Genomic DNA, 23,087 nt, shown 5'->3' with positions numbered 1-23,087 from the left:
ACGATTCTCAAAAAATCCCTTACCGTTTCTTAACGCTCTACTTACAAAAGGGAGGAATCATCTTGAAGAAGCTTATGATTTGGACTTGCCTTATCGTTCTCTTAACTGCTTGCTCGAGCACGAGCGGGGAAAATGGCGATGACGGCGAGTCCCTAAAAGACGTGACGCTTGTCCTTGATTGGACACCAAACACGAACCACACCGGGCTATACGTAGCGAAAGAAAAAGGCTATTTCAAAGAGCAAGGGCTAAACGTGGAAATCATTATGCCAGGTGAAGCCGGGGCTGATCAACTCGTCGCCTCAGAAAAAGCTGACTTTGGCATTAGTGCTCAGGAAGCACTTACGAAGGCGCGCGTGCAGGAAATCCCTGTCGTGTCGATCGCAGCAATTATCCAGCACAATACATCAGGGTTTGCATCCCCTCAAGACAAAAACATAGACTCACCAAAAGATTTCGAAGGAAAAACATACGGCGGCTGGGGGGCGCCTGTTGAGAAAGAAGTCATCTCGTCTCTTATGAAACAAGAAAACGCTGATGCGGAGAAGGTTGAGATTGTGAATATGGGTAACACCGACTTCTTCACAGCCGTTGAGCGAGACGTTGATTTCGCTTGGATCTACTACGGTTGGACAGGCGTTGAAGCTGAACTTCGTGGCAAAGACTTAAATATGATCTACTTAACTGACTACTCGGAGAAACTAGATTACTATACGCCTGTTCTCACAACGAACCAGAAGCATATTGATGAAGACCCTGAGCTCGTTAAAGATTTCACGAAAGCTGTGTCACAAGGCTACCAATATGCGATCGATGAACCAAAGAAATCAGCTGATATTTTAATAGACGCCGTACCAGACCTTGACCCTAAACTCGTCAAAGCCAGTCAGGAGTGGCTGTCCCCGAAATACCAGGACGACGCGGAGCAGTGGGGCATTCAGGAAAAAGCCACTTGGCAAAACTATGCCGATTGGATGTATGAGAACGGTTTGCTCGATCAAGAGCTTAAAGCAAGTGAAGCATTTACAAACGAATTCTTACCAGAGGAGTGATCAGAATGGCCAATTCATTAGTCAGTATTCAAATTATCCCGAAGACCCCAAACGGAGAACCAACGATTCCGATGGTGGACGAAGCGATTTCGATTATTGAAGAGTCAGGAGTGAAATACGAGGTCCATCCCCTTGAAACGACGATGGAAGGAGAACTATCTGAGCTTTTTCATGTGATTGAAAAGATGAATAAGCGCATGGTGGAACTGGGATGTCTAAATGTGATTTCCCAAGTGAAAGTGCTCTATCAACCTAGCGGCGCTTCAATGGAGTCTCTAACGGAGAAGTATTCACAATGAAACAAGTAGTCTTAAGAGGATGGCGGCCCACGTTGGTCATCATCCTTCTCTTTATTTTATGGGAAAGTGCTAGTCGATTGTTCGAAATCCCTGAGTGGCTCATTCCCTCCCCTTCTCAAGTGTGGGAAGAAGGAATAGCGGGATGGTCGGTGTATAACCACCATTTATACTCTACCATTCTCTTAACTGTTACCGGATTCCTCATCGGGTCCTCGGTCGGAATTATTGTTGCGATCTTGCTTCACGTCATTCCCATCTTTCGCAACATGTTCTACCCGCTTATTATTTTCTCGCAAAATATCCCGATTATCGTGCTTGCCCCATTACTCGTGATTTGGTTCGGGTTCGGAATGTTGCCAAAGCTAATCATCATTACTCTCGTCTGCTTCTTCCCAATCGCTGTTTCAACGATGGATGGTTTAAGGCAAACAAGTACCGAATTGCTTCACTATATGAAAATGGCAGGCGCTTCGAAGAAACAGACGTTCTGGAAGCTAGAATGGCCGCACGCGCTTCCTTCTTTATTCTCTGGGTTAAAAATTTCCGCTACATACAGTGTGATGGGAGCTGTTATTTCTGAGTGGTTAGGTGCAAAGGAAGGAATTGGCGTGTACATGACGCTCGCTTCTTCTTCCTTCCGAACAGATCGGGTTTTCGTGGCCATCTTCTTAATTATGCTATTGAGCTTACTGTTCTTTGCTCTTATTACACTCATTGAGAAACGGGTTGTTGCCTGGAAAACGAAAGGAGTCGAGACCGATGGCTGAACTCACGTTACAACATGTATCAAAGTCTTTCGACAATCAGCTCATCTTAAATGATATTCACCTAAACGTCGGAAACGAGGAGTTCGTCTCCGTCCTCGGTCCTTCCGGCAGTGGGAAAAGTACGCTTTTTAACTTAATCGGAGGCCTGTATCAACCCGATCAAGGGGAGATCACTTTAGACGGGGATACCATTATAGGCACAAGAGGATCGATTAGCTACATGCCACAAAGCCCCTCCCTTTTTCCGTGGAGGACGATTGTCGACAACGTGATGCTTGGGAGTGAAATCGTGGGTAAGGCTGATCGTGAAGCCGCTTTGACTATGCTTACTAAAGCTGGCTTATCAGGGTACGAAGAAGCCTATCCTCATCAACTATCTGGCGGGATGAAGCAGCGGGCTGCTTTCGTAAGGAGCTTACTTAGTCCACAACCGCTGATCTGCTTAGATGAACCCTTCTCGGCACTTGATGAGTTCACGCGACTTGAGATGCAGAAGTGGCTTCTGGATTTATGGACGGAGCATAAGCGGTCTGTTTTATTCGTTACACATAATATTGAAGAAGCGCTATTCCTGTCTGATCGGGTCATTGTGTTATCAGAACGCCCGGCTACTGTTGAGAAAGAGTTTGAGGTACCGTTTGATCGGCCTCGCGAAGAGTCGCTGCTTTTATCTGAGGGGATGCTTAGGTGGAAGCGGGAGATTTATCAAGTCTTGAAGGGCGAATGAAGGGCGGAGCGTTGTTTTCGAATGAAGCGCGGGGAAGCGCGGGGACGGTTCTGGTGCTTCCTAAAGTTAATTTCTGGAGGAACTGTTACCTTTTCAATGCTGTTTCATGCAAAAACGTCAGAGATCATGTGATTCTCTGACGTTTCTTTGTGTTCTTTCTTTAATAATGTAAGAGATGCGCGCGATCTCTTACCTTTTGCTCCTGTAATTCAATGAAAGCGTCACAGAGGGACGAGGGACCTGTCCCCTTATCCCTGTCCCCTTATCCCTGTCCCCTTATCCCCTTTTAAAAAGAATTAAATGCAACTACTCCTATTATGGAAAATATCACAAATAACACCAGAACACCTATAATAAATCTTTTTAGTAGCTTCAACAATAAACCTCCTATACCTCGCTTAAACCATCGTTAGTTCTATCATAAATTTTTCTTGCTCTATTTTACTAGATCATACTGGTTAGTGAAATCCTTGGAAGCGTGGGGACGGGTCTAGCGCTTCATGAGGTTAATATTTGAGGGATCTGTTACCTTTTCATTAATTTGTCATACAAAAACGTCAGAGATCATGTGATCTCTGACGTTTCTTTGTGTTTTTCTATAAAAGATAAGGGACAAGGGACCTGTCCCCCTATCCCTTGTCCCCCTATCCCTCTTTAATAAATCTTCTTCAAAAGTTCGATAACCTCTTCTAAAGTCAGACCAAAAGACTTGTAATACGAAATATCAACAGCCATTTGCTTTTCAATCATTTCGTTGCGCTTTTGAAGGATCTCTTCAGATGAGAGTTCGGCTACGAAGCAACCCTTACCGGTTACAGTGTAGATCAACCCGCATCGTTCAAGCTCTTCCCAAGCTTTCTTTATCGTTATAATGCTGACACGCAGTTCCTTAGCGGCTTGTCGGATTGATGGTAAGCTATAGCCTTTTTCAATCTCACCTTTAAGGATTTGAGCACTGATTTGGTCAAAAAGCTGTTGGTAGATCGGTTTTTCAGAGGTATGTGATACGGCAACATTCATTAGATATCCACTTTCATAAATCGTTTAATGGCTATATGATAAGCAATAATCGTAAATACTGCAAATATAACAATCCCTCCGAGCAGGATCGGTATGTGAATGGCTAAATTGTCCGCACCACTACCTTTAAAAAGGTCAAAAATCGTAGAATTTTTGATCCCTAACCATTCAGCACCTCCTGCAAATAACATAGCAGCTGTAATGGCCACTATGGTTGGTGCGCCAAATTTGTAGGCTGTTTTGAAATACATAGAGATAAAGATGAAGTTAAAGATCGCTAGCATGATAAAGCCAAGTCCCCAAAACCCTACAGTCGGCCCAAAGAAGAAGTTTGTGAAATCGGGATATAATTGAGTATTAATGAAGCCAAAAATCACGGCAGTTACAATATGCAACAACTCTAGTATTACAATGACAGCAACTTTCGCTTTTACAATATCCTTTTTAGTGACAGGCATCATCAAAGAGAACTGTAAATCATTCTGAGATTTATAAGCCCCACACATATTCGGTACCGTTATCCAGCAGAAATAGAGGAGTACAATGAAGTATAGCCACCCTGGAATTAACATTAGCGCTCCTGTTAGAAAAGGTAATACATAAAAGAAAGGGCTTACACCTAGCTTTAATTCCTTCAAAAGTAAGTTATACATAAAGACCCTCCCTTTTTGAAAAATAGATCATGATCTCTTCAAGATTTGGGCGCGTTGATTTAATTTCTAATGACGGGTCAAAATCTTCCTCATGGATCAATCCTGTAAAGCCAAATGAATTTTCTTTATAAGAAATTAAATCATCTTTCACCTTTTCAAGTTGACTTTCATCTCCGTTCAACAATCGATATGTGTTAATAAATTCTTCTTTCTCGCCACTATTAATGATTTCTCCGTTATGGATGTAGGTGATATAATCTGCACATTTTTCTAAATCAGAAGTAATGTGAGTTGAGAAAAGAATACTGACTTCACCTTCTTCTACCAACTCTTGAAATAGATCTAACAAATTGTCTCTAGCTACAGGGTCAAGTCCACTGGTTGGTTCATCAAGGATCAGTAGCTTTGAACCATGTGATAAGGCAAGGGCTAAATTATATTTCACTTTCATCCCTTCTGACAATTGAGCGATTTTTTTATTCTCATCTAAATCAAATCTCTTAAGATAATGGTTGTAGGTTTCTTCATCCCAATGCTTATAAAACTTCTTAACCACATTCGTTACGTTTTTGACCTTGCTTCTTGTATAATAATTAACCCCACCGAAAGCATACCCAATCACTTGCTTCATTTCGAGTTCGTGCTCAATGAAATTCTTACCCAACGTACTTATTTCCCCACTATCAAAATGAGTCAGGTTCAAAATTGATTTTATAGTGGTTGTCTTCCCAGCTCCATTCGCGCCGATAAACCCCATAATGTATCCTTTCTTTAGTTGAAAAGAAACATCTTTTAACTGGAATTGCTCATATTTCTTATTCAGATTTTTGACATCCAAAGCCATCATAGGTAAGCTCCTCTCCTAAACCGTGTATATTGTATATACACACTATACCCTCAAAACAAGATGAATGTCAATTAAATTTTGGAAGCACGGGTGGAAGCACGGGGACGGTTCTGGTGCTTCATCAGGTCACTATACGGGTATTTGTATAGTACCTTCCTTTTTCATGTCTTTGGAGGACTATAACTGTGTGGTGATTCTTTGCATGTACTAAGAAAGAGTTTTATATATGAAATTTTTCTAGCAAGTCTTGTCATTATTTCTTTGGTTGCTGAACTTCCAGAGGAGCAAGGATTTGCGCTGGATCTATTCATCTGGATTGTATTTTTACTAGATTACACCGTACGACTCGTGGCTAGTGAGAAGAAATGGGAATTTATAAAAAGGAATCCCCTCGACATTATTGCAATCATTCCATTAGATCAGATCTTTCGAGCCGTTCGCCTGATTAGACTTTTGAAAGTTATCCGCCTCATTTCTTTATTAAAACGAGGGCGTTCTTTCTTGGATATCGTTTTTGAGAAATATAACATCGATAAGGTATTCGTATTTGTCATTGTCTTTTTATTTCTCAGCTCCCTTTCTATGACCTGGATCGAGCCTGAATTTGAATCTTATGGAGATTCTTTATGGTGGGCAGTGGTTACAACTACGACAGTTGGGTATGGAGACATCTATCCTCAGACACCAGCAGGAAAGGTGATCGCAAGTGTTCTAATGTTTATTGGAATAGGAGTTATAGGTGTCGTTACAGGAACAATCGCTTCACTGTTCTCATCGGATCATTCAAAATCAGACGAGCATGAAGAACTACCAAAAGAACTGGAGTTTGTTAGATCTAGACTGAACAAGAACCCTAGTGATGAAAGCCTCAACGAGATGATACAGCAACTCGAACAATACAAGGAGAAGCGCGGGGACGGTTCTGGTGCTTCATGAGGTTGAGGGATCTTTTACCTTTACAATGCTGTTTCACGCAAAAACGTCAGAGATCATGCCATTCTCTGACGTTTTTTTATTAAAAGGGACGAGATGTGTGCGATCTCTTACGTTATACATCTATATACTAATGAAAGTGTCATAGACTGAGCGCCTCTATTCCGTTTTCCTAAAAAGGGAAAGGGAAAAGACAAAGAGGGACAAGGTACCTGTCCCCTTATCCCTTATAACTATCTCATCTAAGCGATCCATGATAAAATTCGTAAGGACATCTTACTCTTTAATTACTATAAAGAAAAAGGAGGGAATCGGTTGAAAACACTCTTCAACAAATACATAGAAACATCTTTCGTACTTAAGATGTTTATCGGATTTCTTGCAGGTACACTGCTCGCCTTAGCCATCGGGGAACAGGCAACGGTTGTTAAGCCCCTGGGAGATCTATTAATCAATCTATTAAAACTCATTGCCATACCGGTCATCTTCTTAACCGTTGTCTTGGCGGTGGATCAGATGAACTTACCTACACTCGGTCGCATGGGTGGGAAACTCATTCTTTACTACATCGCGACAACAGCAGCTGCTGTGTTTATTGGACTTGGGCTTGCTTTCTTGGTCGATCCTGGTAAGAATCTTGAGCTTCCAAACGCAGAGGTTGAGAAACCAGATACGCCTTCATTTGGTGATGTGTTGATGAACATTATTCCTGATAATATCGTCGCACCGTTTGTGAATGGGGATCTCATGTCGATTCTTTTCTTATCTGTCATTATCGGTATCGCGATCTCGACGATGAAATTCTCTAGTGAAGAGAAGATGAAAGGCTACGGTGAGCTGTTAGACCGGTTCTTCCAGGCGCTCAATGAACTGTTCTATAAACTATTAAACGGCGTTCTCTTATACGCTCCAATTGGAATTTTCGGAATTAGTGCTTCTTCGTTTGGTGGCCAAGGTTGGGAAACACTTCAATCCTTACTTAGCTTTACGGCTGTCTTTTATGCGGGAGTTGCTGTTCTTTGGGCGCTTGTTTACACAACATTCCTGAAGCTATCAGGTCATCCGTTAAAGCCGTTCTTCTCAGCTACGAAAGACGCTTATACGACAGCCTTCTTCACTTCAAGCAGTGTCGCTACTTTACCAGTTGCGATTGATACGGCGAAGAAAGCTGGTATATCAGAGCGCGTCGCTCACTTTACACTTCCGCTCGGTGCGGTTTTTAACTCTGATGGTGGCGCTCTGCGCATGGGTGTATCGATCGTGTTCGCAGCGAACATTACAAACTTATCCTTGTCTGTTGGTGACTTCTTTACAATCGTTGTAATCGGTACGCTTCTATCTGTCGGGACAGCTGGTGTTCCAGCAGCCGGACTTGTGACACTCTCTGCTGTCTTAACGATGTTCAACTTACCTCTTGAGATTGTTGCACTGATTGCAGGTGTTGACGTTCTGATTGGTATGGCCGGTACAGCTTCGAACGTATTTGGCGATATCGTTGGAGCTGCGGTTGTGGATAAGTCGGAGGATAAACAAGATCCTACTAAGAAAACAGCTTGATTCTTAAATAAAAAACGGACTCCTTATTACATAGGAAGTCCGTTTTTTTATCGTATTAATCGAAAAGATTAGCAAGCGCTGGGGCGGTTCTGGTGCTTCCCAAGATTGATATGCGGAGGATCTATGACCTTTTCAAATATTATCATGTAAAAACGTCATAGAGGGTGGGACAAGGAACCTGTCCCCTTATCCCACTAATCCGATCATCATCCCCGTAACAAGAACAAAGGAGGTAAATAAATATACACTTCCGCGTAGTTTCTTCTTGTCCTTTACTTCTTCAAGACCAAGAAATAGATTCATCATTGCGATTAAGAAAAACATAATTTCAATCGGCCATTCTACAGAATTAATAAAAAGATCATACAAGCATAGACCAAGCACCAAAGCTGGCAAAACGATATTCACTTTTCGTAACATATGTTGTCCCCCCTACTCTCCTTAGATTCTTCAACAGCCGAATTCTTTAACAATGAAGAAACCTTAAAGGAGCGCTCTTTCGTAAACTGTTATGTATTCTCTGTTTAATTCAATACCCAGCTTGGATCACAAAACATCCAAAAGTTGGTAAACACAGCGTACCATAACGAACTTTACTTGAGAATACATAGGGCCTTACATCTACTGATCCTTCCTCACCAAATCCTCATACGTCTCTCGTTCAATCACAACACGCGATTCCCCGTCTTGCGCAAACACGACAGCCGGACGTGGAATGCGGTTATAGTTACTTGCCATCGAATACCCATAAGCACCTGTACTAAAGACAGCCAAGATATCTCCGTAATTCGTAGGGGGTAACATCAGATCCCAGATCAGCATATCACCTGATTCACAGCACTTCCCGGCTACACTCACAAGTTCCGTTGCGTCTTCATCCGGACGGTTGGCTAGCATCGCCTGGTACCTCGCCTGATAAAGGGCCGGACGGATATTGTCCGTCATTCCTCCATCGACCGTGATATACGTACGGAGATCTGGAATGATCTTTTTAGAGCCGACTTTATATAAGGTCGTTCCCGCTTCTGCTACCATGCTTCTACCTGGTTCGATCCACACTTCCGGGAAGGGCAGCTCATGATCGGTATAGTGCTTCTTTACACTTTCTGAAATGGCTTGAACGTATTCAGAGATAGCCAGTGGCTGATCGTCTTCTGTGTATCGAACGCCAAATCCACCACCGACGTTCAGAACCGGTAACTCAAGACTGTATTTCTTATTCATCTGATACACAAATCCAGTTAAGATCTGAATAGCCTGGTCAAATCCATCTGTTTCAAACATTTGCGAACCGATATGAGAATGGATGCCTAACAGTTTATATTGTGGTTTACGAGTCGCAATTTGGACCGCTGTTTCCGCTTGCCCGTTTGATAATCCAAATCCAAACTTTGAATCTTCCTGGCCGGTCATAATGTATTCATGTGTATGAGCTTCCACCCCTGGTGTCACTCGTAGCAAAATGTTCACTTCTTGATTACGCTGATTGGCTAAGTCATGTAGCATTTCAATCTCAAGGAAATTATCAACGACAAAACAGCCAATCTGTGCATCAAGGGCCATCGCTAATTCCTCTTCTGATTTATTATTGCCATGGAAATGAATACGATCTGCCGGGAATCCTGCTTGGAGTGCTGTGTATAATTCTCCACCTGAGACGACATCAAGGGATAACTTCTCCTGTTTAGCCAAGCGCGCCATCTCTTTACACAAGAATGCTTTACTCGCATAAGCGACTTGGAAATCAAGACCACTCGACTTGAACGCGCCGCGAAATGCGCGGGCATGCCGACGGATCATCCCTTCGTCATACACCATAAGCGGCGTTCCATATTCTTCAACAAGCTTCTCCGTACTTACCCCGCCGATTTCCAAATCTGTTTGTACGTTTGCTTCTACTGTTTGCATCTATAAATCTCCTTTTGTCTCCTCTGCAACACAAAAAACCGTATGAAGCGATGTTCATACGGTTCTTCTAGAAATAGACCTTGAAGATATGTACAACATCTCTTCAATAGTGCTCCACAATCTTAGCATTGCGACAGTCTGGCATTTATTCAATACCAACCCAACAAAGAATAGAATGGCTACTCTTTATCTCGGCGATCTGCCTTTCCCTCCCCTTCTCTGGACCCATTGTCCTCCGGAAAGCTACTCATCATACTCGCGCCTCTATTGTCAGAGAGAGTTATTATTATATTATGGTTAGAAACTATACCATTATGTTTTAACAAATGTCAATAACGCGCCACTTAAAAAAGATCCCCTACCTTAAGAAATACTCGGTCGCAGCTATAAACAAAATAACCACAACCGCCGTCATCCACACATACCAGTCCGGAACGTATACCCATTCAAACATCATTCCCACGCCCTTCCCGAATTTCAATCTACTTCCATCATACAGAAAAAGACTTTCCTAAGTAACCGTACTCAGAAAAGTCTTGTTGATTACCCTTCAGCCGTGCGGTCTGAATCCTTAGGATCCTCGAGCTCATCCACATCAATCGAATCCCCGAACAACTTCTTCACGCGCTCCTTTGCCTGACTTCGCACGTCGTCATTGATATGAGACAACACCTGGTAGACGGCGTAAATAATCACGGCACTGTCATCAGCAAACCCAACGGCCGGGATCATATCGGGGATGGCATCTACTGGCAGGATTAGGTATCCAAGCGCACCGGCAATCGTTAGCTTTGCTTTCTTTGGTGTATCAGGATTTTTGAATGCGTAGAAAAGGAGCAAGCTATAGTATACGCCTTTCTTTCCTAGACGGCCGCTATAGGCGCGTACTTTTTCACCGAATTCTTTTTCAGAGAAATAATCTCGTCCTCGTTCTATGGCACGGGCTGGATTTAAGTTTTTTAAGCGTTGTTGATAGGTCTTCTTTTCCTCCATGGTCCCTCTCCTTTAATCGAATGATCTTGGTTTCTGTTTTCCCTGAATAGGGTGGATTTATTCCTGATCAATCAGTAAGATGAGGCAAAAACGGTAATATGCTTCCGTTAGCTTAGAATGAGAGGAAGGTGGTTGGGGAAATCACTCGCTTTCCGCGACCCCACACGACGTGGGGTCGTTCGACGTTGTCACACGATGTGACGATCTTAGTCGAACTTCCGCTTTCTATTACAAGTCTCCTCCTGCCGCAGGAGTATCGCAATTTCCCGAACCACCTTTGCCATATGTAGAGGGAACGGAAGCATGCCATATTAAAAAGCGTATCCACTATCTAAGTGAATACGCTATGGTAGAGTCCACAGATATTATATGTATTTTCGATCTTCACATGACTTTCTGTCGATAATAGATTCGATCCAATAAATAGCAACAAATCGCGCCAATCACTATGGGCAGAATGGAGCCACCTGCTGTCAAACTTGCTGATGTTTCTTCATAGTAGTAAAGCATGAGGGGCTTGATTTTTAACACATAACCCATTAATAATAAGAGACTACTAACGCCAACCATAACCGCTTCTCTCTAATATTTCATCAGGTGCCATTTTGGTCCATTCTTCAACAGAAACGACAGGATGTTTTTGTATGAATTCCTGCATAATTACGAAGCCAATTTTGTAATCAGACCACCTCGGAATAACATCGTTACCGCTGGAAAATTGTAATACATCCTCTCTTTCATAGGTGTATCGTTTCTCATTTATCCACTTCATTATGTTCTTCTCTTCATTCTCCGATATCTCTCCAGTCCATGGATTTTCATAATCAGGATAGATCATGCTCGCAAAGGAATCTGCTTTACCCTCAATCAGCGCTTCATTAATCAAATCCTTTTGTTCATCTTTATTCAAATGAAAATAGCCAACATGATGATATTCATGAGCCATGGTGTATGTAAGTGCCTCATGGGTGTATTGTTCAGGAGCTATTTCAAGGACGATTAACTCCTTAATCGCACTCCCTGTTACCCCGTTCACATCTTTGATTAAACTAAGTTGATCTGGATTGAATGGAAACAAATAGACCTTCGTAGAGCTGTCCACCTCGAGGAGGTCAACAGACTTCTCTAATGATTCTTCAATTAAACCTACTAGATCTTCATATTTAGAATCTAACATTTGAACAGATTCCTTAAGTTTATCTATATTCTTGGGCGGTTTCATAACATCTCCGCCACTTTCACCGAATGCCTCTTTACGGAATGGCTCGACAACCGTTGATGCGTAGGCTTCTGTTTTACTCTCTAAAGGATTCTCTTCAATGAACTGAATATAGTTAAGAATAGGGTCAAAAAATGGAATGATCTGAAACTCTTGACCTTTAACGATTATCTCGGTGGGCTTAGCGTGTTGGAGAGTATAATGTTCTGAGTTTTCCAATTGGTCTATTTCTTCCTGGGGTTTTGGTGTGGTGGGTGAACGAACTTCTCGTTCTTCCTGATCCTTACATCCTGTTATAATAGCGATCACGAACAACAGGATAAAAACAAAACGCATCATTCTATCTCCCTCCATTGTCAACATGCAAACACAGTAACAAGGTACCTGTCACTGTGTCCCTATTTAAGCATCCTATTAAAGAAATAGTAAGCAACAAAAGAAAAGTGTAACGAGGAGTAATACTTTTCTTTATCCCCCCTAAATCCATATTCAGCAATCCTGCCGCGTTAATGAAAGAAGCGACTGCGCTTATTCAACAATCGCACCCGTTTGTTGAATAAGGAATTACTTTCATCGGTATTGCCCCACTAAATTTCCAAACCTTTAAATGACTACGCCTTTTCCAGCTAAATTCACATCAAAAAGTAGTTCATTTTGTAGCACAACATAATGTTTTGGACTCCTATTCCGTATTACTTAAGTAACTCTCAGCTTGTTATTGGTAATTATCTATATAGTTGCCATCATTGAAAATCTCTAGGGCTTTAATAGGTGTCCACTCTTCTGGTGTAAGCTCTGGGTGTAATTTGAGGTATGATTGGACCATCTTATACCCTTCGCTATATCCGTAAAGGTCAGGTAATCCTTTCCCTCCAGAAATTATTTCCATCGATCTATTGAAATCTGCTTTGTGAAAATCATTTTCAATACTCTCCCAATGTTCTTGATGATATCTCTCATCAATTGGTGTAAATGTGATATCAGGATAAGCTATTTTCTCGAACATAACAGCTTTCCCTTCAAAAATTAAATTATCTAAAACTGTGGTACTCGCATTGTCGGTTAGGTATTTTTCAGTCCAAACACTATGATGATACTCATGAGCTATTCCCGCTTTAATAGAACTATCATCATAATACTTGTTATATAAAACAATGATTTTCCCAGCTCCAACTGTAAACATAGGTACAGGTTTGGTAGTCGGAAATACACACACTGTTGTTTCCTTATCAGATGGAAGAAGATTAGATGATTTGATTAACGCTTGCTTTATGGTTTCCTCAACTTGTTTTTCCTCAATTTCTTCACTTAGTGTAGGCAGAGGCGTGTAAACACTTGGTGTCGAATGAAGGATAGAATCCGCCATATACGGATATTCTGCGTTCGCAAAACAATCTTGGTATACGGGATCAATGACCACTTCTTTGTACACATCCAACTCTGAACGTTCGGTGTTCTTTTCTATTTTTTCTCTTAAACCTTCAAAAAGCTTATCGGCTCTCACAATTTTAAACTCTTGATTTGTTTGAGGGTTTTCAAATGATAAAACAAGACTATCTTTCCCCTCTTCTTTTCCACCCGCTACTGCTTCTCCCTCATTCGTTTGTGAACAAGCACATAAAAATAGTAGCGTTAGTGCAGTAGCTAATCCCATAATTCTCTTATTCATTAAAAAAACCTCCCTTATTTAAATCCCTTCGTTTTAAAAATTCTATTATCATAATGCACTTTAATTAAAAGTACAGTTCTTCTTTCACTAAACTGCCCTGTTAGTTTAAGTACACTTCTTCACAAAGCCTACATTCATTTTAACATAAAATTCCAGTTCCCTCTATTGAAATCATTATAATGCACCCCTAAATAAAAACACACAGATATCAAATATCTGTGTGTTTTCGGGTGTGAATTTGGTTGTGATTGTCCTGTTAGTTTAGGTGTGAAAACGACTGCGGCTTCGCTTTTTGTACTCCAAAACCGAACCTGTTAAATTAAGATGCGCTTGTCAATCAATCCATAATACGACTCCTGTGATAGAGGAAGCAAAGAGGATAAGGGCTAGACATCCATTACTTATGTTTCGAGGAAGCTATCGATTGCTGAGCGTGCCTTTTCTTTTTTACTTTGATGATTTTTGCTCAGTGTAGTCATGATTGTTTTAGAATTTCTGCATTTATTGTGAAACCTTATCTCCGCTTTCGTTTCCAGCAGAAGAGATCCCCTTTTCCTTATATTTCTAAAAGTTTCAACAACCACCAAATATTTGTGTTAGAATTTTCAATATATTGCACAAACGATCCAGGAGAAAGGGTGGATTCATTGAAAGCATTATTCTTATTATATGAAGGCTATGTGGATTGGGAGGTTGGTCCCTTATCCTACATCTTAAGCGTGACAGGTTGTGAGATTGAGACGACGGCTCTTCAGACAGAAGTGACGCACAGCGGTCAATTTACAGTGAAGGCCACGAAAACGATCGACGAATGCGCGGCCGAGGGGTACGATCTATTAATCCTTCCAGGGGGAGATCCTGAGCCACTCTTAGAAGAATCTAAAATCACTACCCTTATTCGGGACTTTGATGAAAAGAATAAGTGGATCGCCGCGATTTGCGGGGCGTCTACACTCTTAGGGGCAAGCTCTGTATTACGAGAGCGGGAATATTCTACTTCGATTGAAATAGAAGAGTTCCCTTCGTGCTTTAACCCAGCTTATAAAAGTAAGGCTGATGTGACGGTGTGTGAGAATCTGATTACATCAGAAGGAAATGCGTATATAGAATTTGCAGTTGGGGTTGGTAAGGAGCTTGACCTGTTTGAAGATAGTGAGGATGAACTAGAAACCGTCTTGTTCTTTAAAAATCAGTTGAGAAGCTAACAATAAACCCGGGTGGCTGACACCCGGGTTCTTCAAAACCTTATTCTTCTACATTCTCCTCAGTCACAAGCTTAAGCGGTACTGGAATTGTGTCTTCTACGTCGTTCCCTTGAAGAACATCATCCCCCGCTTGTACAGCTAGTTTCCCAATCTCAATCGGCTGCTGGGCAACGGTTGCGGAGAGGTTTCCGCTTTTGATACTGCTCATGGCGTCGTCGTTGCCGTCAAATCCTACAACGAGAATGTCGCGGCCTGAGCTCTGTATCGCTTGATACGCGCCGAGGGCCATTTCGTCATTGTGGGCAAACACGGCTTCAATGTCAGGGTTTCCCTGAAGCATATTCTCCATCGTCGTTAATCCTTCTGTACGGTCAAAGTTTGCTGTTTGTTTGGCCACGACGTCTAGCTGTTCATCAGCGATGTTGTGGAAGCCTGCTCCGCGTTCGCGGGTGGCGGATGCGCCTGGTACGCCTTCTAGTTCAGCGACTTTTGCCCCTTCACCAACTTGTTCCACGATGTACTTTCCAGCGATTTCGCCACCTTTTTCATTATCAGAACTGACTAAGGTCGCCACTTCTCCTTTTTCAGCGGAGCGGTCTAGCGTGATGACTGGAATGCCAAGACTGTTAGCAGATTGAACCGCTGTTGAGATCGCTGCTGAGTCTGTTGGGTTGATTAAAAGAATATCAACACCCTGCTGAATTAAATCCTCAACGTCATTCACTTGTTTGGCTGCGTCATTCTGCGCATCTACAACAACGACTTCCATTCCTTGTGCTTCAGCTTCTTGCTCGACTCCTTCTTTCATTGATACGAAGAAAGGATTATTTAAAGTAGAAACGGATAGCCCAACCTTCACGTCCCCTTCTCCGCTGCCTGAGTTTGGCTTCGCCCACTCTGGAGGTTGCAGGGAACAGGCACTTAGGAAAATAAGGACGAGGCTCATCATAGTTATAAGACGTAATTTTCTCATGTTTATCCCCCTATGCTGCTTTCTTTCGGTCAATTAATACAGCGATGATAATAACGACACCCTTCACAACCATCTGGAAGAAGGAAGATACACCAAGTAGGTTCAAGCCATTATTCAGTGTACCGATAATAAGTGCACCAATCAGTGTTCCGATAATTAACCCACGACCACCTGATAGACTCGTTCCACCTAGTACAACAGCGGCAATGGCGTCTAATTCGTACGCTTCACCGGCTGTTGGCTGTGCTGAATCAAGACGAGATACAAGAATCGCACCGGCAAGGGCAGAGAGTAAGCCTGCAAGCGAATAAACCATAACCTTAACGCGAGATACATTAATACCTGAAATAAGAGCTGCTTTCTCATTGCCACCAATCGCATATGTCTTACGACCAAATGGCGTTTTGTGTAAAATCACCCAAAGAACCGCGAATGCAAGGAACATCGTAATCGCTGGTACCGGAATGCCTAAGAAGTACCCACGTCCAAATAGTTGAAATGCGTAACTATCGCCAAGCCCTGTTATCGGATTTCCGTCTGTATACACGAGCGTCAATCCTCGGAACATCGTCATCGTTGCAAGTGTTGCGATAAACGGTGCCATTTTCCCTTTTGTAATAAGAAGTCCGTTCACGGCTCCCATGACTGCACCTAGTAAACAACCAATAATAATCGCTAGAATCGGATCAAGACCAGACACCATCATGCCTGCCATTAAAGCACTCGATAAGGCGAGTACAGAACCGACCGATAAATCAATTCCACCTGTTAAAATAACGAACGTCATACCATAAGCAATCAACGCATTAATCGCGACTTGTCTTAATAGATTTAATAAGTTCAACGGTTCTAAGAAACTAGAATTAAAAATCGATACAACTACAATAAGAGCGAGTAGCCCGACAAACGGACCTAATTTTTGTGTGATATTCCCTACTTGTTTTGCCCCTTTGATTGCACTATCCATTCACTTGACCCCCTGTTGCTAATGTCATAATTTTCTCCTGGTCAGCTTCCTCTCGGTTAAGCTCTCCAGCAATCGTCCCCTCATGTACAACGAGAACACGGTCGCTCATGCCTAGCACTTCTGGTAGTTCAGAAGACACCATAATAATCGCGACCCCGCGGTCTGTTAGTTCATTCATTAACTGATAAATCTCTCTTTTCGCCCCAACGTCTACACCGCGCGTTGGTTCATCTAGAATTAACACTTTCGGGCCAATCCCAATCCATTTGGCGATGACGACCTTTTGCTGATTTCCGCCTGATAGATTCTTCGCTTCTGTTTTAGAAGACTCCGTTTTAACCGTTAAGCGTTTAATAAGCAGATCAACGAATTCTTGTTCTTCTTTTTCCTGGATCAGACTATTCTTTGTAAAGCTTCGTAAGCTTGGTAAGGCAATGTTGTCTTTAATCGGAAAGTCTAAGACAAGGCCCTCTCCTTTACGGTCTTCTGTTATAAACCCTAGTCCAAGCTTTACCGCCTGACTTGGATTCTTCACGTCTACTTTCTGACCGTTTACGAGGATCTCTCCTTCATACTTTCCGTCTAAGCCGAATAGGGTTCGCATAATTTCTGTGCGTCCCGCCCCCATCAATCCGGCTACCCCAACGATTTCACCAGCGCGAGCGTTGAAATTCACATCTTGAAAGACCCCTTTTCGGCCAAGCCCTTTCACTTCAAGCACCGCTTCACCAGGGTCTGGCGTTCTTTCCGGGAACCGGTCTGTCAGCTCTCGACCCACCATCTTCCTGACGACATCGTCAAAACTTGTCTCCGGAATCGGTGTTGTATCAACCGTCTGACCATCGCGCATCACAGTAATCCGATCGCAAATCGTAAAGATCTCTTCCATACGGTGCGAAATGTATACAATCGATACGCCTGAAGCTTTCAACGAGCGAATCACATCAAACAGCTTCTCGATCTCCCGGTCTGTAAGAGCAGCTGAAGGCTCGTCCATAATGATCACTTTCGCATCGGTCATGAGTGCCTTGGCAATTTCGATCATCTGCTGTTCCCCGACAGAACACTCTCCGGCTTCTTTATGAAGAGGAATCGAAACGGCTAGTTTCTCAAATTGCTCGTTCGCAATCGCTTTCATTTTTTTCGTTTGAATAAGACCGAACTTCGTTACAGGCTCTTTGTTGATAAATAAGTTCTCTAACACCGTTAAGTCCGGCCACACATTGAGCTCCTGGTGGATAAACGCGATTCCAAATTGCTCGGCTTCTTTTGGATTGGCAAATATCTTTTCTTCCCCGTCAATCGTAACGGTCCCTTCGTCTTTCTGATGAAGGCCTGTTAGGATCTTCATTAACGTCGATTTTCCCGCTCCGTTCTCTCCCATTAGAGCGTGAACCTCGCCTGACTTAATTTCCATATCCACACCTTCGAGCACCTGATTGGTCCCGAAGGCTTTGTGGATGTTCTCCATAGAGATCTTCATGTTCCATCCCCCTTTGTTAGAACGTGACGCCAGCGTGTAGGATACAGTTTGCGAAAGGTGTAACTTCACCTGTTCGGATGACAGCTTTTGCGTTCTTCACTTGTTGTTTCAACGATTCGTGTGAGATGTACTCCACATCATCGAATGTTGCCTTAAACCCATCATGTACTGCTTCGTTCTGTTCCATTTCGTTCGCGACCGTCGTTTTCTCAACAACCATCTCATCACTCAACAGTCTGACCACATCGAGAAAACGCGGAACCCCTTGCTGTAAGGATAGATCGATCTTCGTGATCCCGTCTGGTATCGGGAGACCGGCATCGGCTACGACAATGGTGTCGGTGTGTCCAAGATCGGCGAATATTTTTGCGATATGACTGTTTACTATGCCGTGACGCTTCATTTGTTTAACTCCCCTTCTACCTCAGCTCGTGTTGGCATTCCGCCCTGAGCTCCAAATCCCGTGACAGATAAGGCGGCTGCTTGGTTTGCGAAACGTAAGGATTCAAATAGTAATTTTCCTTCGGCGATCGCTGTGGCAAATGCTGCGTTAAAGGTATCTCCAGCTCCGGTTGTATCAACAGCTTCTACAGGGAAGGACGGGACAAGCACTTCTTCCTGGTTATTAAAGAATCGAACGCCCGCTTTTCCTTCTGTAATAAATAGCTTATTTGGGAATCGCTTCAGAATAGCCGAAAGCGTTTCTCCTTCAAATAATTGCGCAGCTTCATGCTCATTTGGTGTAAGATAACTTACTTGTTCAATGACCTCCTCAGGGATCTCTCTAGCAGGTGCTGGATTTAATAAAAGCGGAACACCTAACTCCTTGCACAACCGCGCTGTCTCGATCACTGTTTCTTCCGGGATCTCTTGTTGGATAAGAACCAGCTCACACTCAGCCAGTCGAGCGCGAGCTTTATTCACATAGTCTGGCGTGACGTGATCATTAGCCCCTTTTACAACGACAATGCTGTTATCTCCTTCTGCTAGTATAATGTGAGCTGTTCCGCTCTTTGTATGTGTAACCGGTTCCACATGGTCGGTATGAACCCCTTCGCGTTTCAGGTTCTCCAAAATTTCCGTCCCATATGGATCATCTCCTACACGTCCAATCATGTAGACGTCAGCTCCAAGTCTAGCTGCCGCAACAGCCTGATTGGCTCCTTTTCCTCCAGGAACGGTTTCAAAAGACTCTCCTAAAACCGTCTCCCCTGCTAATGGACGTCTGTTCGACGTCACGACTAAATCCATCGACGAACTGCCTATAACGGCAATCTTTGGTTTATTCATGACCTTCATTCCTTCCTAGTCGTATCTCGTTCTATAAATTCTACAGGCATCTCGATTGTCATTTCTACGCCTGGTTCTTTCTTAATCGTTTGTAATAGTAGCTCCGCTGCCGCCTTGCCCATTTCATATGCTGGCTGACGGATCGTTGAAAGGGGAGGATAGGATAGGCTGCTTTGCGGGATATCATCGTACCCGATAATTTGCAGGTCTTCAGGGATTCGCTTACCAAGCCTTAACGCTTCATGAATAATGGCGATTCCTACAATATCGTTACTTGCGATGACCCCGTCTGTGTTCGGGTATTTCTGAAACAGTTCCTCAGCCCACCCTTTAGCATCTTCGAAAGAGTAAGAGGTTGTCGCAAGCACCGAAAAGTCGATGTCGGCTTCACTTAGCACCTCAACTGCTCCTTTAAAGCGATCCTGTGCTGGTTTCACGTGGGCTGGCCCTTTCATTAACGTAATTCTTTTGGCTCCCTTTTCAATCAACGTGTGCGCCGCAAGTCTACCACCTTCCCGTCCGTCGCTGTATACAGAAGGATACTGTTCGGTCGTACGGTCTAGTAGGACAAGTGGAATCTGTAAGGCGTCATATATCGTTTGATCGACATGGTTTGTCGCTGAAATCATGCCAACGACGTTATTTTGAACGAACGTCTGAATATAATCAAGTTCTTTCTCTAGCTCCTCATCACTGTTGCCAAGTAACAGCCGATACCCTGATTCATTTACAGTATCTTCAATTCCTCTGGCCAGTTGAGGAAAGAATGGGTTTGTTATGTCTGGTAGCAATAGTCCAATCAGTTTCGATTCCCGTTTATACAGGGAGCGAGCAACTTCGTTTGGACTATAGTTTAATGTATTCATGGCCTTTAGGACTTTCTTTTTCGTTTCTTCCCCTACATAGCCATTTTCGTTTAAGACTCGCGAAACGGTGGCGACTGATACACCCGCTTCACGGGCAACGTCTTTTATCGTAATCATGTTTTCACTCCCTGTTATGTGTAACCGGTTACACATAACTTAACACATACTTGTAATCGTTTTCAATAACTAATTACTATTTCTTTATGACGCTTTGATAGAGTTTAATATACAAACGCTATACCATTAATGGTAATTTTTTCATTATTTGTGTTAACATGGATTTAGATAGGTCGTTGTACAGGAGGTGCTCTATGAGAAAAGGCATACGTCATATTATTGGAATGATTGGATGTACCTTGTTATTTGCCCTTGGACTTACTCAACTTGTATTTGTTTCTGAGGGTAGCTACTCTGAATGGTTTCTGTGGTTTTGTGTAATCGGTGCCCCTATATCTGCGATGGGGATGTACAAGAATTTCAAAAGCAGGAATGTCTGATGCTTGGGTTAATAATACCCAAGCTTTTTTTATTGGAAAAGGAACATAACACTAGCTCTTACCTTCCTTCTTTTCCTTGTTCATCCATAATAAGGAATTAATATCCATTGTTTGTGACATATTTGTTACAAAGTAACTTTTCCTCACATTTTATAACTCCTATTCTATTGTTCTCTTTCTCACAGAAGGCTATCATGTAATGGGATAACCAGTCATAAATAAAGGGGCGAATGGTGCTCCGACAAAAGTAAGTGAGGGAACGACTATGACAGCTTCACATAAAGAAGACATGGCATCATCAAATAAGAAAACCAATCAATTATACAAAACTGTTTGGCGCTGGCATTTCTATGCTGGCCTCGTTTTTGCTCCATTTTTAATCATCCTGGCCTTCACTGGGGCCATCTATTTATTTAAACCACAGATTGAAGGTGTGATGTATCAAGACTATTATGATGTAACACCACAAGGAGAAAGAATGGCTGCATCTGAGCAGATTGAGTTGGTAAAGGAAAGACATCCGGAAGCAACCGTAACCGCCTACAGGCCCGGAGAAGATGCTAGCCGTTCAAGCGAAGTGAATATATCAACAGAAGACAGCGCGGCAACGGTTTTCCTTGATCCCTATACAGGAGAATCACTAGGGACACTTGAAAGCGAGGAACGAATTATGAATAAGATCGAAGAAATCCACGGAGAGTTGATGGCTGGTACAACGGGCGATCGCATTGTTGAGTTAGCGGCATGCTGGGCGATCGTCCTAATCGTGACAGGCCTCTATTTATGGTTTCCAAAGAAAAAAGGTCGTCTGCGTGGGACATTGATACCCAGATTTACGAATAAGAGAAAAATTGTTCGCAGAGACCTGCATGCGATACCTGCTTTTTGGGTGGCAGCCGGTATGTTCTTTTTGATCATGACAGGCCTGCCCTGGTCCGGTTTCTGGGGAACGAACTTCCAGAATGCTGCAACGAACACAGGAGAAGGGTATCCACCTTCGATCTGGACAGGAAGCGCACCGACATCCGATGTGCAAACAAAGGATATCGCTGATGTACCTTGGGCGGCAGAAACTCTGGCTGTCCCAGAATCGAAAGTGAACGGTCTCACACCAATTTCCATTGATCACACGATTTCCAAAGCAGAAGAATTGAATATCCACCCAAGTTATACGGTTTATATCCCTAATGACCAATCGGGCGTATTCACCCTCTCGGCTTTCCCACCGAAAGCGCAGGATGAAGCGACTGTTCACATTGACCAATATTCCGGCGCTATTCTCGCGAATTATCAATATGAAGATTACGGCATCATTGGAAAAGTTGTCGCCTGGGGGATTACATTGCATAAAGGTACTCAGTTCGGTATCCTCAACCAGCTGATCAGCTTCATTATTTGTCTTGGTATCATTTTCGTTGCCGTCACAGGTTTTTACTTATGGTGGAAACGCAAGCCCAAAGAAGGACTCGGTGCACCCAAAGCACCCCCAACGAAGACGATGAAACGATTTGTTATTTTACTTATCGCACTAGGAATTCTTTTCCCTCTCGTCGGTTTAACGCTCTTAATTGTCTGGCTGGTCGATTGGCTGCTCATTCAAAGAGTCCCGCGCTTGAAAGGATTCTTGAATGCCTAATAACAAAGCAAAGGTGGCGATCATGTTGAAGACAAGGATGATAATTCTACTAATGATTATCCTATCGGTCCTTTCAGGGTGTTCTCTTAAAGAAAATGCAGCTTCGCTCTATAAAACAGAATCTCCATTGAAAGCCGATATAGATATGCCTGAATCCATTCAGGCAAACAATAAGGAAACCGTAACCATCTACCTAAAGCAAAACAAAGAGCCCGCAGCGTATCCAGACTTCGTCCATTATAAAATTTGGAAAGCTGACGGCTCGGTTTCTTATCCTATGACAGAAGCAAAACGAATCGAAACTGGTGTTTATTCAATTGATCTAGAACTTGAAACAGAAGGACTCTTCTATATTAAGCTCCACGCCAAGAGCGCCAGTTCAACGATCATTCCTCAAAAACAATTTGTCGTTGGTGAACTTACTAAAGAAGATGTGCAATCTCTACAAGAAAATACACCAAATAAAACCAATCCCTCAGGAGGTCACCATTAGGAGGTCCATGGGGACAGGTACGTTGTCCCTTAG

At 42.9% G+C, this 23,087-nt stretch carries 25 protein-coding genes and 1 riboswitch; of the genes, 10 read left to right on the top strand and 15 right to left on the bottom strand.

What is annotated here, in order from left to right; all coding sequences use genetic code 11:
• Positions 1-62: 62 nt before the first annotated feature.
• The 4 genes from ACYX4O_RS05375 to ACYX4O_RS05360 are packed head-to-tail and all read left to right on the top strand — an operon-like array spanning position 63 to position 2,845.
• Entirely contained in the window at positions 63-1,052 is a 990-nt protein-coding gene (locus ACYX4O_RS05375) for an ABC transporter substrate-binding protein (protein ID WP_476355260.1), read from the top strand.
• 5 nt (positions 1,053-1,057) lie between these two features.
• Positions 1,058-1,351, top strand: coding sequence for a thiamine-binding protein (locus ACYX4O_RS05370; RefSeq protein WP_476355258.1), 294 nt, complete (start codon positions 1,058-1,060; stop codon positions 1,349-1,351).
• Complete coding sequence (locus ACYX4O_RS05365; protein ID WP_476355256.1) at positions 1,348-2,118, top strand: ABC transporter permease; 771 nt, start codon at positions 1,348-1,350, stop codon at positions 2,116-2,118. The genes ACYX4O_RS05370 and ACYX4O_RS05365 overlap by 4 nt, the downstream gene beginning before the upstream one ends.
• Positions 2,111-2,845, top strand: a complete 735-nt coding sequence (locus ACYX4O_RS05360; protein WP_476355254.1) for an ABC transporter ATP-binding protein — start codon at positions 2,111-2,113, stop codon at positions 2,843-2,845. Before ACYX4O_RS05365 ends, ACYX4O_RS05360 begins: the two co-directional genes overlap by 8 nt.
• Positions 2,846-3,499: 654 nt before the next feature.
• Here ACYX4O_RS05360 and ACYX4O_RS05355 read toward each other — a convergent pair.
• Genes ACYX4O_RS05355 through ACYX4O_RS05345 form a run of 3 tightly spaced genes read right to left on the bottom strand, consistent with a single transcriptional unit; the run spans position 3,500 to position 5,365 of the window.
• On the bottom strand, positions 3,500-3,865 hold the full coding sequence (locus tag ACYX4O_RS05355; protein ID WP_476355252.1) for a GntR family transcriptional regulator: 366 nt from the start codon (positions 3,863-3,865) through the stop codon (positions 3,500-3,502).
• The gene (locus ACYX4O_RS05350) at positions 3,865-4,518 is read right to left on the bottom strand and encodes an ABC-2 transporter permease (RefSeq protein ID WP_476355250.1); all 654 of its coding nucleotides are present in this window, start codon (positions 4,516-4,518) and stop codon (positions 3,865-3,867) included. The genes ACYX4O_RS05355 and ACYX4O_RS05350 overlap by 1 nt, the downstream gene beginning before the upstream one ends.
• A complete protein-coding gene (locus ACYX4O_RS05345) occupies positions 4,511-5,365 on the bottom strand; it encodes an ABC transporter ATP-binding protein (protein WP_476355248.1) in 855 nt (284 codons plus the stop codon). The genes ACYX4O_RS05350 and ACYX4O_RS05345 overlap by 8 nt, the downstream gene beginning before the upstream one ends.
• Positions 5,366-5,563: 198 nt before the next feature.
• Between ACYX4O_RS05345 and ACYX4O_RS05340 the strand changes: the two genes are divergently transcribed.
• Both ACYX4O_RS05340 and ACYX4O_RS05335 read left to right on the top strand, forming a co-directional pair.
• Entirely contained in the window at positions 5,564-6,301 is a 738-nt protein-coding gene (locus tag ACYX4O_RS05340) for a potassium channel family protein (RefSeq protein ID WP_476355246.1), read from the top strand.
• A gap of 312 nt (positions 6,302-6,613) precedes the next feature.
• A complete protein-coding gene (locus ACYX4O_RS05335; protein ID WP_476355244.1) occupies positions 6,614-7,855 on the top strand; it encodes a dicarboxylate/amino acid:cation symporter in 1,242 nt (413 codons plus the stop codon).
• Positions 7,856-8,041: 186 nt separating this feature from the next.
• Here ACYX4O_RS05335 and ACYX4O_RS05330 read toward each other — a convergent pair whose 3' ends face one another.
• From ACYX4O_RS05330 to ACYX4O_RS05305, 6 genes are all read right to left on the bottom strand, one after another.
• The gene (locus tag ACYX4O_RS05330; RefSeq protein ID WP_476355242.1) at positions 8,042-8,275 is read right to left on the bottom strand and encodes a hypothetical protein; all 234 of its coding nucleotides are present in this window, start codon (positions 8,273-8,275) and stop codon (positions 8,042-8,044) included.
• Positions 8,276-8,476: 201 nt separating this feature from the next.
• Positions 8,477-9,763: a diaminopimelate decarboxylase gene (gene lysA, locus ACYX4O_RS05325; protein WP_476355240.1), complete on the bottom strand. Its 1,287-nt coding sequence runs from the start codon at positions 9,761-9,763 to the stop codon at positions 8,477-8,479.
• Positions 9,764-9,862: 99 nt separating this feature from the next.
• Positions 9,863-10,038: riboswitch (Lysine riboswitch) on the bottom strand.
• Between the two features lie 268 nt (positions 10,039-10,306).
• On the bottom strand, positions 10,307-10,756 hold the full coding sequence (locus tag ACYX4O_RS05320) for a YkvA family protein (RefSeq protein ID WP_476355238.1): 450 nt from the start codon (positions 10,754-10,756) through the stop codon (positions 10,307-10,309).
• A gap of 384 nt (positions 10,757-11,140) precedes the next feature.
• Positions 11,141-11,296: a hypothetical protein gene (locus tag ACYX4O_RS05315; protein ID WP_476355237.1), complete on the bottom strand. Its 156-nt coding sequence runs from the start codon at positions 11,294-11,296 to the stop codon at positions 11,141-11,143.
• Positions 11,297-11,312: 16 nt separating this feature from the next.
• Positions 11,313-12,314 carry a DUF2268 domain-containing putative Zn-dependent protease gene (locus ACYX4O_RS05310; protein ID WP_476355235.1) on the bottom strand — a complete coding sequence of 334 codons (1,002 nt, stop codon included), beginning with the start codon at positions 12,312-12,314 and terminating at the stop codon, positions 11,313-11,315.
• Between the two features lie 376 nt (positions 12,315-12,690).
• Complete coding sequence (locus ACYX4O_RS05305; RefSeq protein WP_476355233.1) at positions 12,691-13,644, bottom strand: DUF2268 domain-containing putative Zn-dependent protease; 954 nt, start codon at positions 13,642-13,644, stop codon at positions 12,691-12,693.
• Between the two features lie 638 nt (positions 13,645-14,282).
• Here ACYX4O_RS05305 and ACYX4O_RS05300 point away from each other — a divergent pair.
• Positions 14,283-14,849, top strand: coding sequence for a DJ-1/PfpI family protein (locus tag ACYX4O_RS05300; RefSeq protein WP_476355231.1), 567 nt, complete (start codon positions 14,283-14,285; stop codon positions 14,847-14,849).
• A gap of 40 nt (positions 14,850-14,889) precedes the next feature.
• On the opposite strand, the gene rbsB is transcribed toward ACYX4O_RS05300, so the two are convergent.
• Genes rbsB through ACYX4O_RS05270 form a run of 6 tightly spaced genes read right to left on the bottom strand, consistent with a single transcriptional unit; the run spans position 14,890 to position 20,545 of the window.
• The gene (rbsB, locus tag ACYX4O_RS05295) at positions 14,890-15,822 is read right to left on the bottom strand and encodes a ribose ABC transporter substrate-binding protein RbsB (RefSeq protein ID WP_476355229.1); all 933 of its coding nucleotides are present in this window, start codon (positions 15,820-15,822) and stop codon (positions 14,890-14,892) included.
• Positions 15,823-15,832: 10 nt separating this feature from the next.
• Positions 15,833-16,789 (bottom strand): ribose ABC transporter permease RbsC, encoded by a 957-nt coding sequence (gene rbsC, locus ACYX4O_RS05290; RefSeq protein ID WP_052115123.1) that lies wholly within the window; start codon positions 16,787-16,789, stop codon positions 15,833-15,835.
• A complete protein-coding gene (locus tag ACYX4O_RS05285; protein WP_476355227.1) occupies positions 16,782-18,272 on the bottom strand; it encodes a sugar ABC transporter ATP-binding protein in 1,491 nt (496 codons plus the stop codon). The genes rbsC and ACYX4O_RS05285 overlap by 8 nt, the downstream gene beginning before the upstream one ends.
• A 16-nt stretch (positions 18,273-18,288) precedes the next feature.
• Positions 18,289-18,675, bottom strand: coding sequence for a D-ribose pyranase (gene rbsD / locus ACYX4O_RS05280; RefSeq protein ID WP_476355225.1), 387 nt, complete (start codon positions 18,673-18,675; stop codon positions 18,289-18,291).
• A complete protein-coding gene (gene rbsK / locus ACYX4O_RS05275; protein ID WP_476355223.1) occupies positions 18,672-19,562 on the bottom strand; it encodes a ribokinase in 891 nt (296 codons plus the stop codon). The genes rbsD and rbsK overlap by 4 nt, the downstream gene beginning before the upstream one ends.
• A 5-nt stretch (positions 19,563-19,567) precedes the next feature.
• The gene (locus ACYX4O_RS05270; RefSeq protein WP_476355221.1) at positions 19,568-20,545 is read right to left on the bottom strand and encodes a LacI family DNA-binding transcriptional regulator; all 978 of its coding nucleotides are present in this window, start codon (positions 20,543-20,545) and stop codon (positions 19,568-19,570) included.
• A gap of 194 nt (positions 20,546-20,739) precedes the next feature.
• Here ACYX4O_RS05270 and ACYX4O_RS05265 point away from each other — a divergent pair, with 194 nt between their 5' ends.
• The 3 genes from ACYX4O_RS05265 (at position 20,740) to ACYX4O_RS05255 (ending at position 23,054) form a co-directional block, all read left to right on the top strand.
• On the top strand, positions 20,740-20,925 hold the full coding sequence (locus ACYX4O_RS05265; RefSeq protein ID WP_476355219.1) for a hypothetical protein: 186 nt from the start codon (positions 20,740-20,742) through the stop codon (positions 20,923-20,925).
• A gap of 265 nt (positions 20,926-21,190) precedes the next feature.
• Positions 21,191-22,561: a PepSY-associated TM helix domain-containing protein gene (locus ACYX4O_RS05260; RefSeq protein WP_476355217.1), complete on the top strand. Its 1,371-nt coding sequence runs from the start codon at positions 21,191-21,193 to the stop codon at positions 22,559-22,561.
• Positions 22,562-22,613: 52 nt separating this feature from the next.
• Positions 22,614-23,054, top strand: a complete 441-nt coding sequence (locus tag ACYX4O_RS05255) for a FixH family protein (RefSeq protein WP_476355215.1) — start codon at positions 22,614-22,616, stop codon at positions 23,052-23,054.
• Positions 23,055-23,087 lie beyond the last annotated feature (33 nt).

Source organism: Pontibacillus sp. ABV4_188, assembly GCF_056311905.1.
This window is presented reverse-complemented; position numbering and strand designations above follow the sequence as displayed.

What these genes read in the sequence shown, in the direction of transcription:
- ACYX4O_RS05370 (WP_476355258.1), top strand. Translation starts at nt 1,058, where the DNA reads ATGGCCAATTCATTAGTCAGTATTCAAATTATCCCGAAGACCCCAAAC.
- ACYX4O_RS05365 (WP_476355256.1), top strand. Translation starts at nt 1,348, where the DNA reads ATGAAACAAGTAGTCTTAAGAGGATGGCGGCCCACGTTGGTCATCATC.
- ACYX4O_RS05360 (WP_476355254.1), top strand. Translation starts at nt 2,111, where the DNA reads ATGGCTGAACTCACGTTACAACATGTATCAAAGTCTTTCGACAATCAG.
- ACYX4O_RS05355 (WP_476355252.1), bottom strand. Translation starts at nt 3,865, where the DNA reads ATGAATGTTGCCGTATCACATACCTCTGAAAAACCGATCTACCAACAG.
- ACYX4O_RS05350 (WP_476355250.1), bottom strand. Translation starts at nt 4,518, where the DNA reads ATGTATAACTTACTTTTGAAGGAATTAAAGCTAGGTGTAAGCCCTTTC.
- ACYX4O_RS05345 (WP_476355248.1), bottom strand. Translation starts at nt 5,365, where the DNA reads ATGATGGCTTTGGATGTCAAAAATCTGAATAAGAAATATGAGCAATTC.
- ACYX4O_RS05330 (WP_476355242.1), bottom strand. Translation starts at nt 8,275, where the DNA reads ATGTTACGAAAAGTGAATATCGTTTTGCCAGCTTTGGTGCTTGGTCTA.
- lysA (WP_476355240.1), bottom strand. Translation starts at nt 9,763, where the DNA reads ATGCAAACAGTAGAAGCAAACGTACAAACAGATTTGGAAATCGGCGGG.
- ACYX4O_RS05320 (WP_476355238.1), bottom strand. Translation starts at nt 10,756, where the DNA reads ATGGAGGAAAAGAAGACCTATCAACAACGCTTAAAAAACTTAAATCCA.
- ACYX4O_RS05315 (WP_476355237.1), bottom strand. Translation starts at nt 11,296, where the DNA reads ATGGGTTATGTGTTAAAAATCAAGCCCCTCATGCTTTACTACTATGAA.
- ACYX4O_RS05310 (WP_476355235.1), bottom strand. Translation starts at nt 12,314, where the DNA reads ATGATGCGTTTTGTTTTTATCCTGTTGTTCGTGATCGCTATTATAACA.
- ACYX4O_RS05305 (WP_476355233.1), bottom strand. Translation starts at nt 13,644, where the DNA reads ATGAATAAGAGAATTATGGGATTAGCTACTGCACTAACGCTACTATTT.
- rbsB (WP_476355229.1), bottom strand. Translation starts at nt 15,822, where the DNA reads ATGAGAAAATTACGTCTTATAACTATGATGAGCCTCGTCCTTATTTTC.
- rbsC (WP_052115123.1), bottom strand. Translation starts at nt 16,789, where the DNA reads ATGGATAGTGCAATCAAAGGGGCAAAACAAGTAGGGAATATCACACAA.
- ACYX4O_RS05285 (WP_476355227.1), bottom strand. Translation starts at nt 18,272, where the DNA reads ATGAAGATCTCTATGGAGAACATCCACAAAGCCTTCGGGACCAATCAG.
- rbsD (WP_476355225.1), bottom strand. Translation starts at nt 18,675, where the DNA reads ATGAAGCGTCACGGCATAGTAAACAGTCATATCGCAAAAATATTCGCC.
- rbsK (WP_476355223.1), bottom strand. Translation starts at nt 19,562, where the DNA reads ATGAATAAACCAAAGATTGCCGTTATAGGCAGTTCGTCGATGGATTTA.
- ACYX4O_RS05270 (WP_476355221.1), bottom strand. Translation starts at nt 20,545, where the DNA reads ATGATTACGATAAAAGACGTTGCCCGTGAAGCGGGTGTATCAGTCGCC.
- ACYX4O_RS05265 (WP_476355219.1), top strand. Translation starts at nt 20,740, where the DNA reads ATGAGAAAAGGCATACGTCATATTATTGGAATGATTGGATGTACCTTG.
- ACYX4O_RS05260 (WP_476355217.1), top strand. Translation starts at nt 21,191, where the DNA reads ATGACAGCTTCACATAAAGAAGACATGGCATCATCAAATAAGAAAACC.
- ACYX4O_RS05255 (WP_476355215.1), top strand. Translation starts at nt 22,614, where the DNA reads ATGATTATCCTATCGGTCCTTTCAGGGTGTTCTCTTAAAGAAAATGCA.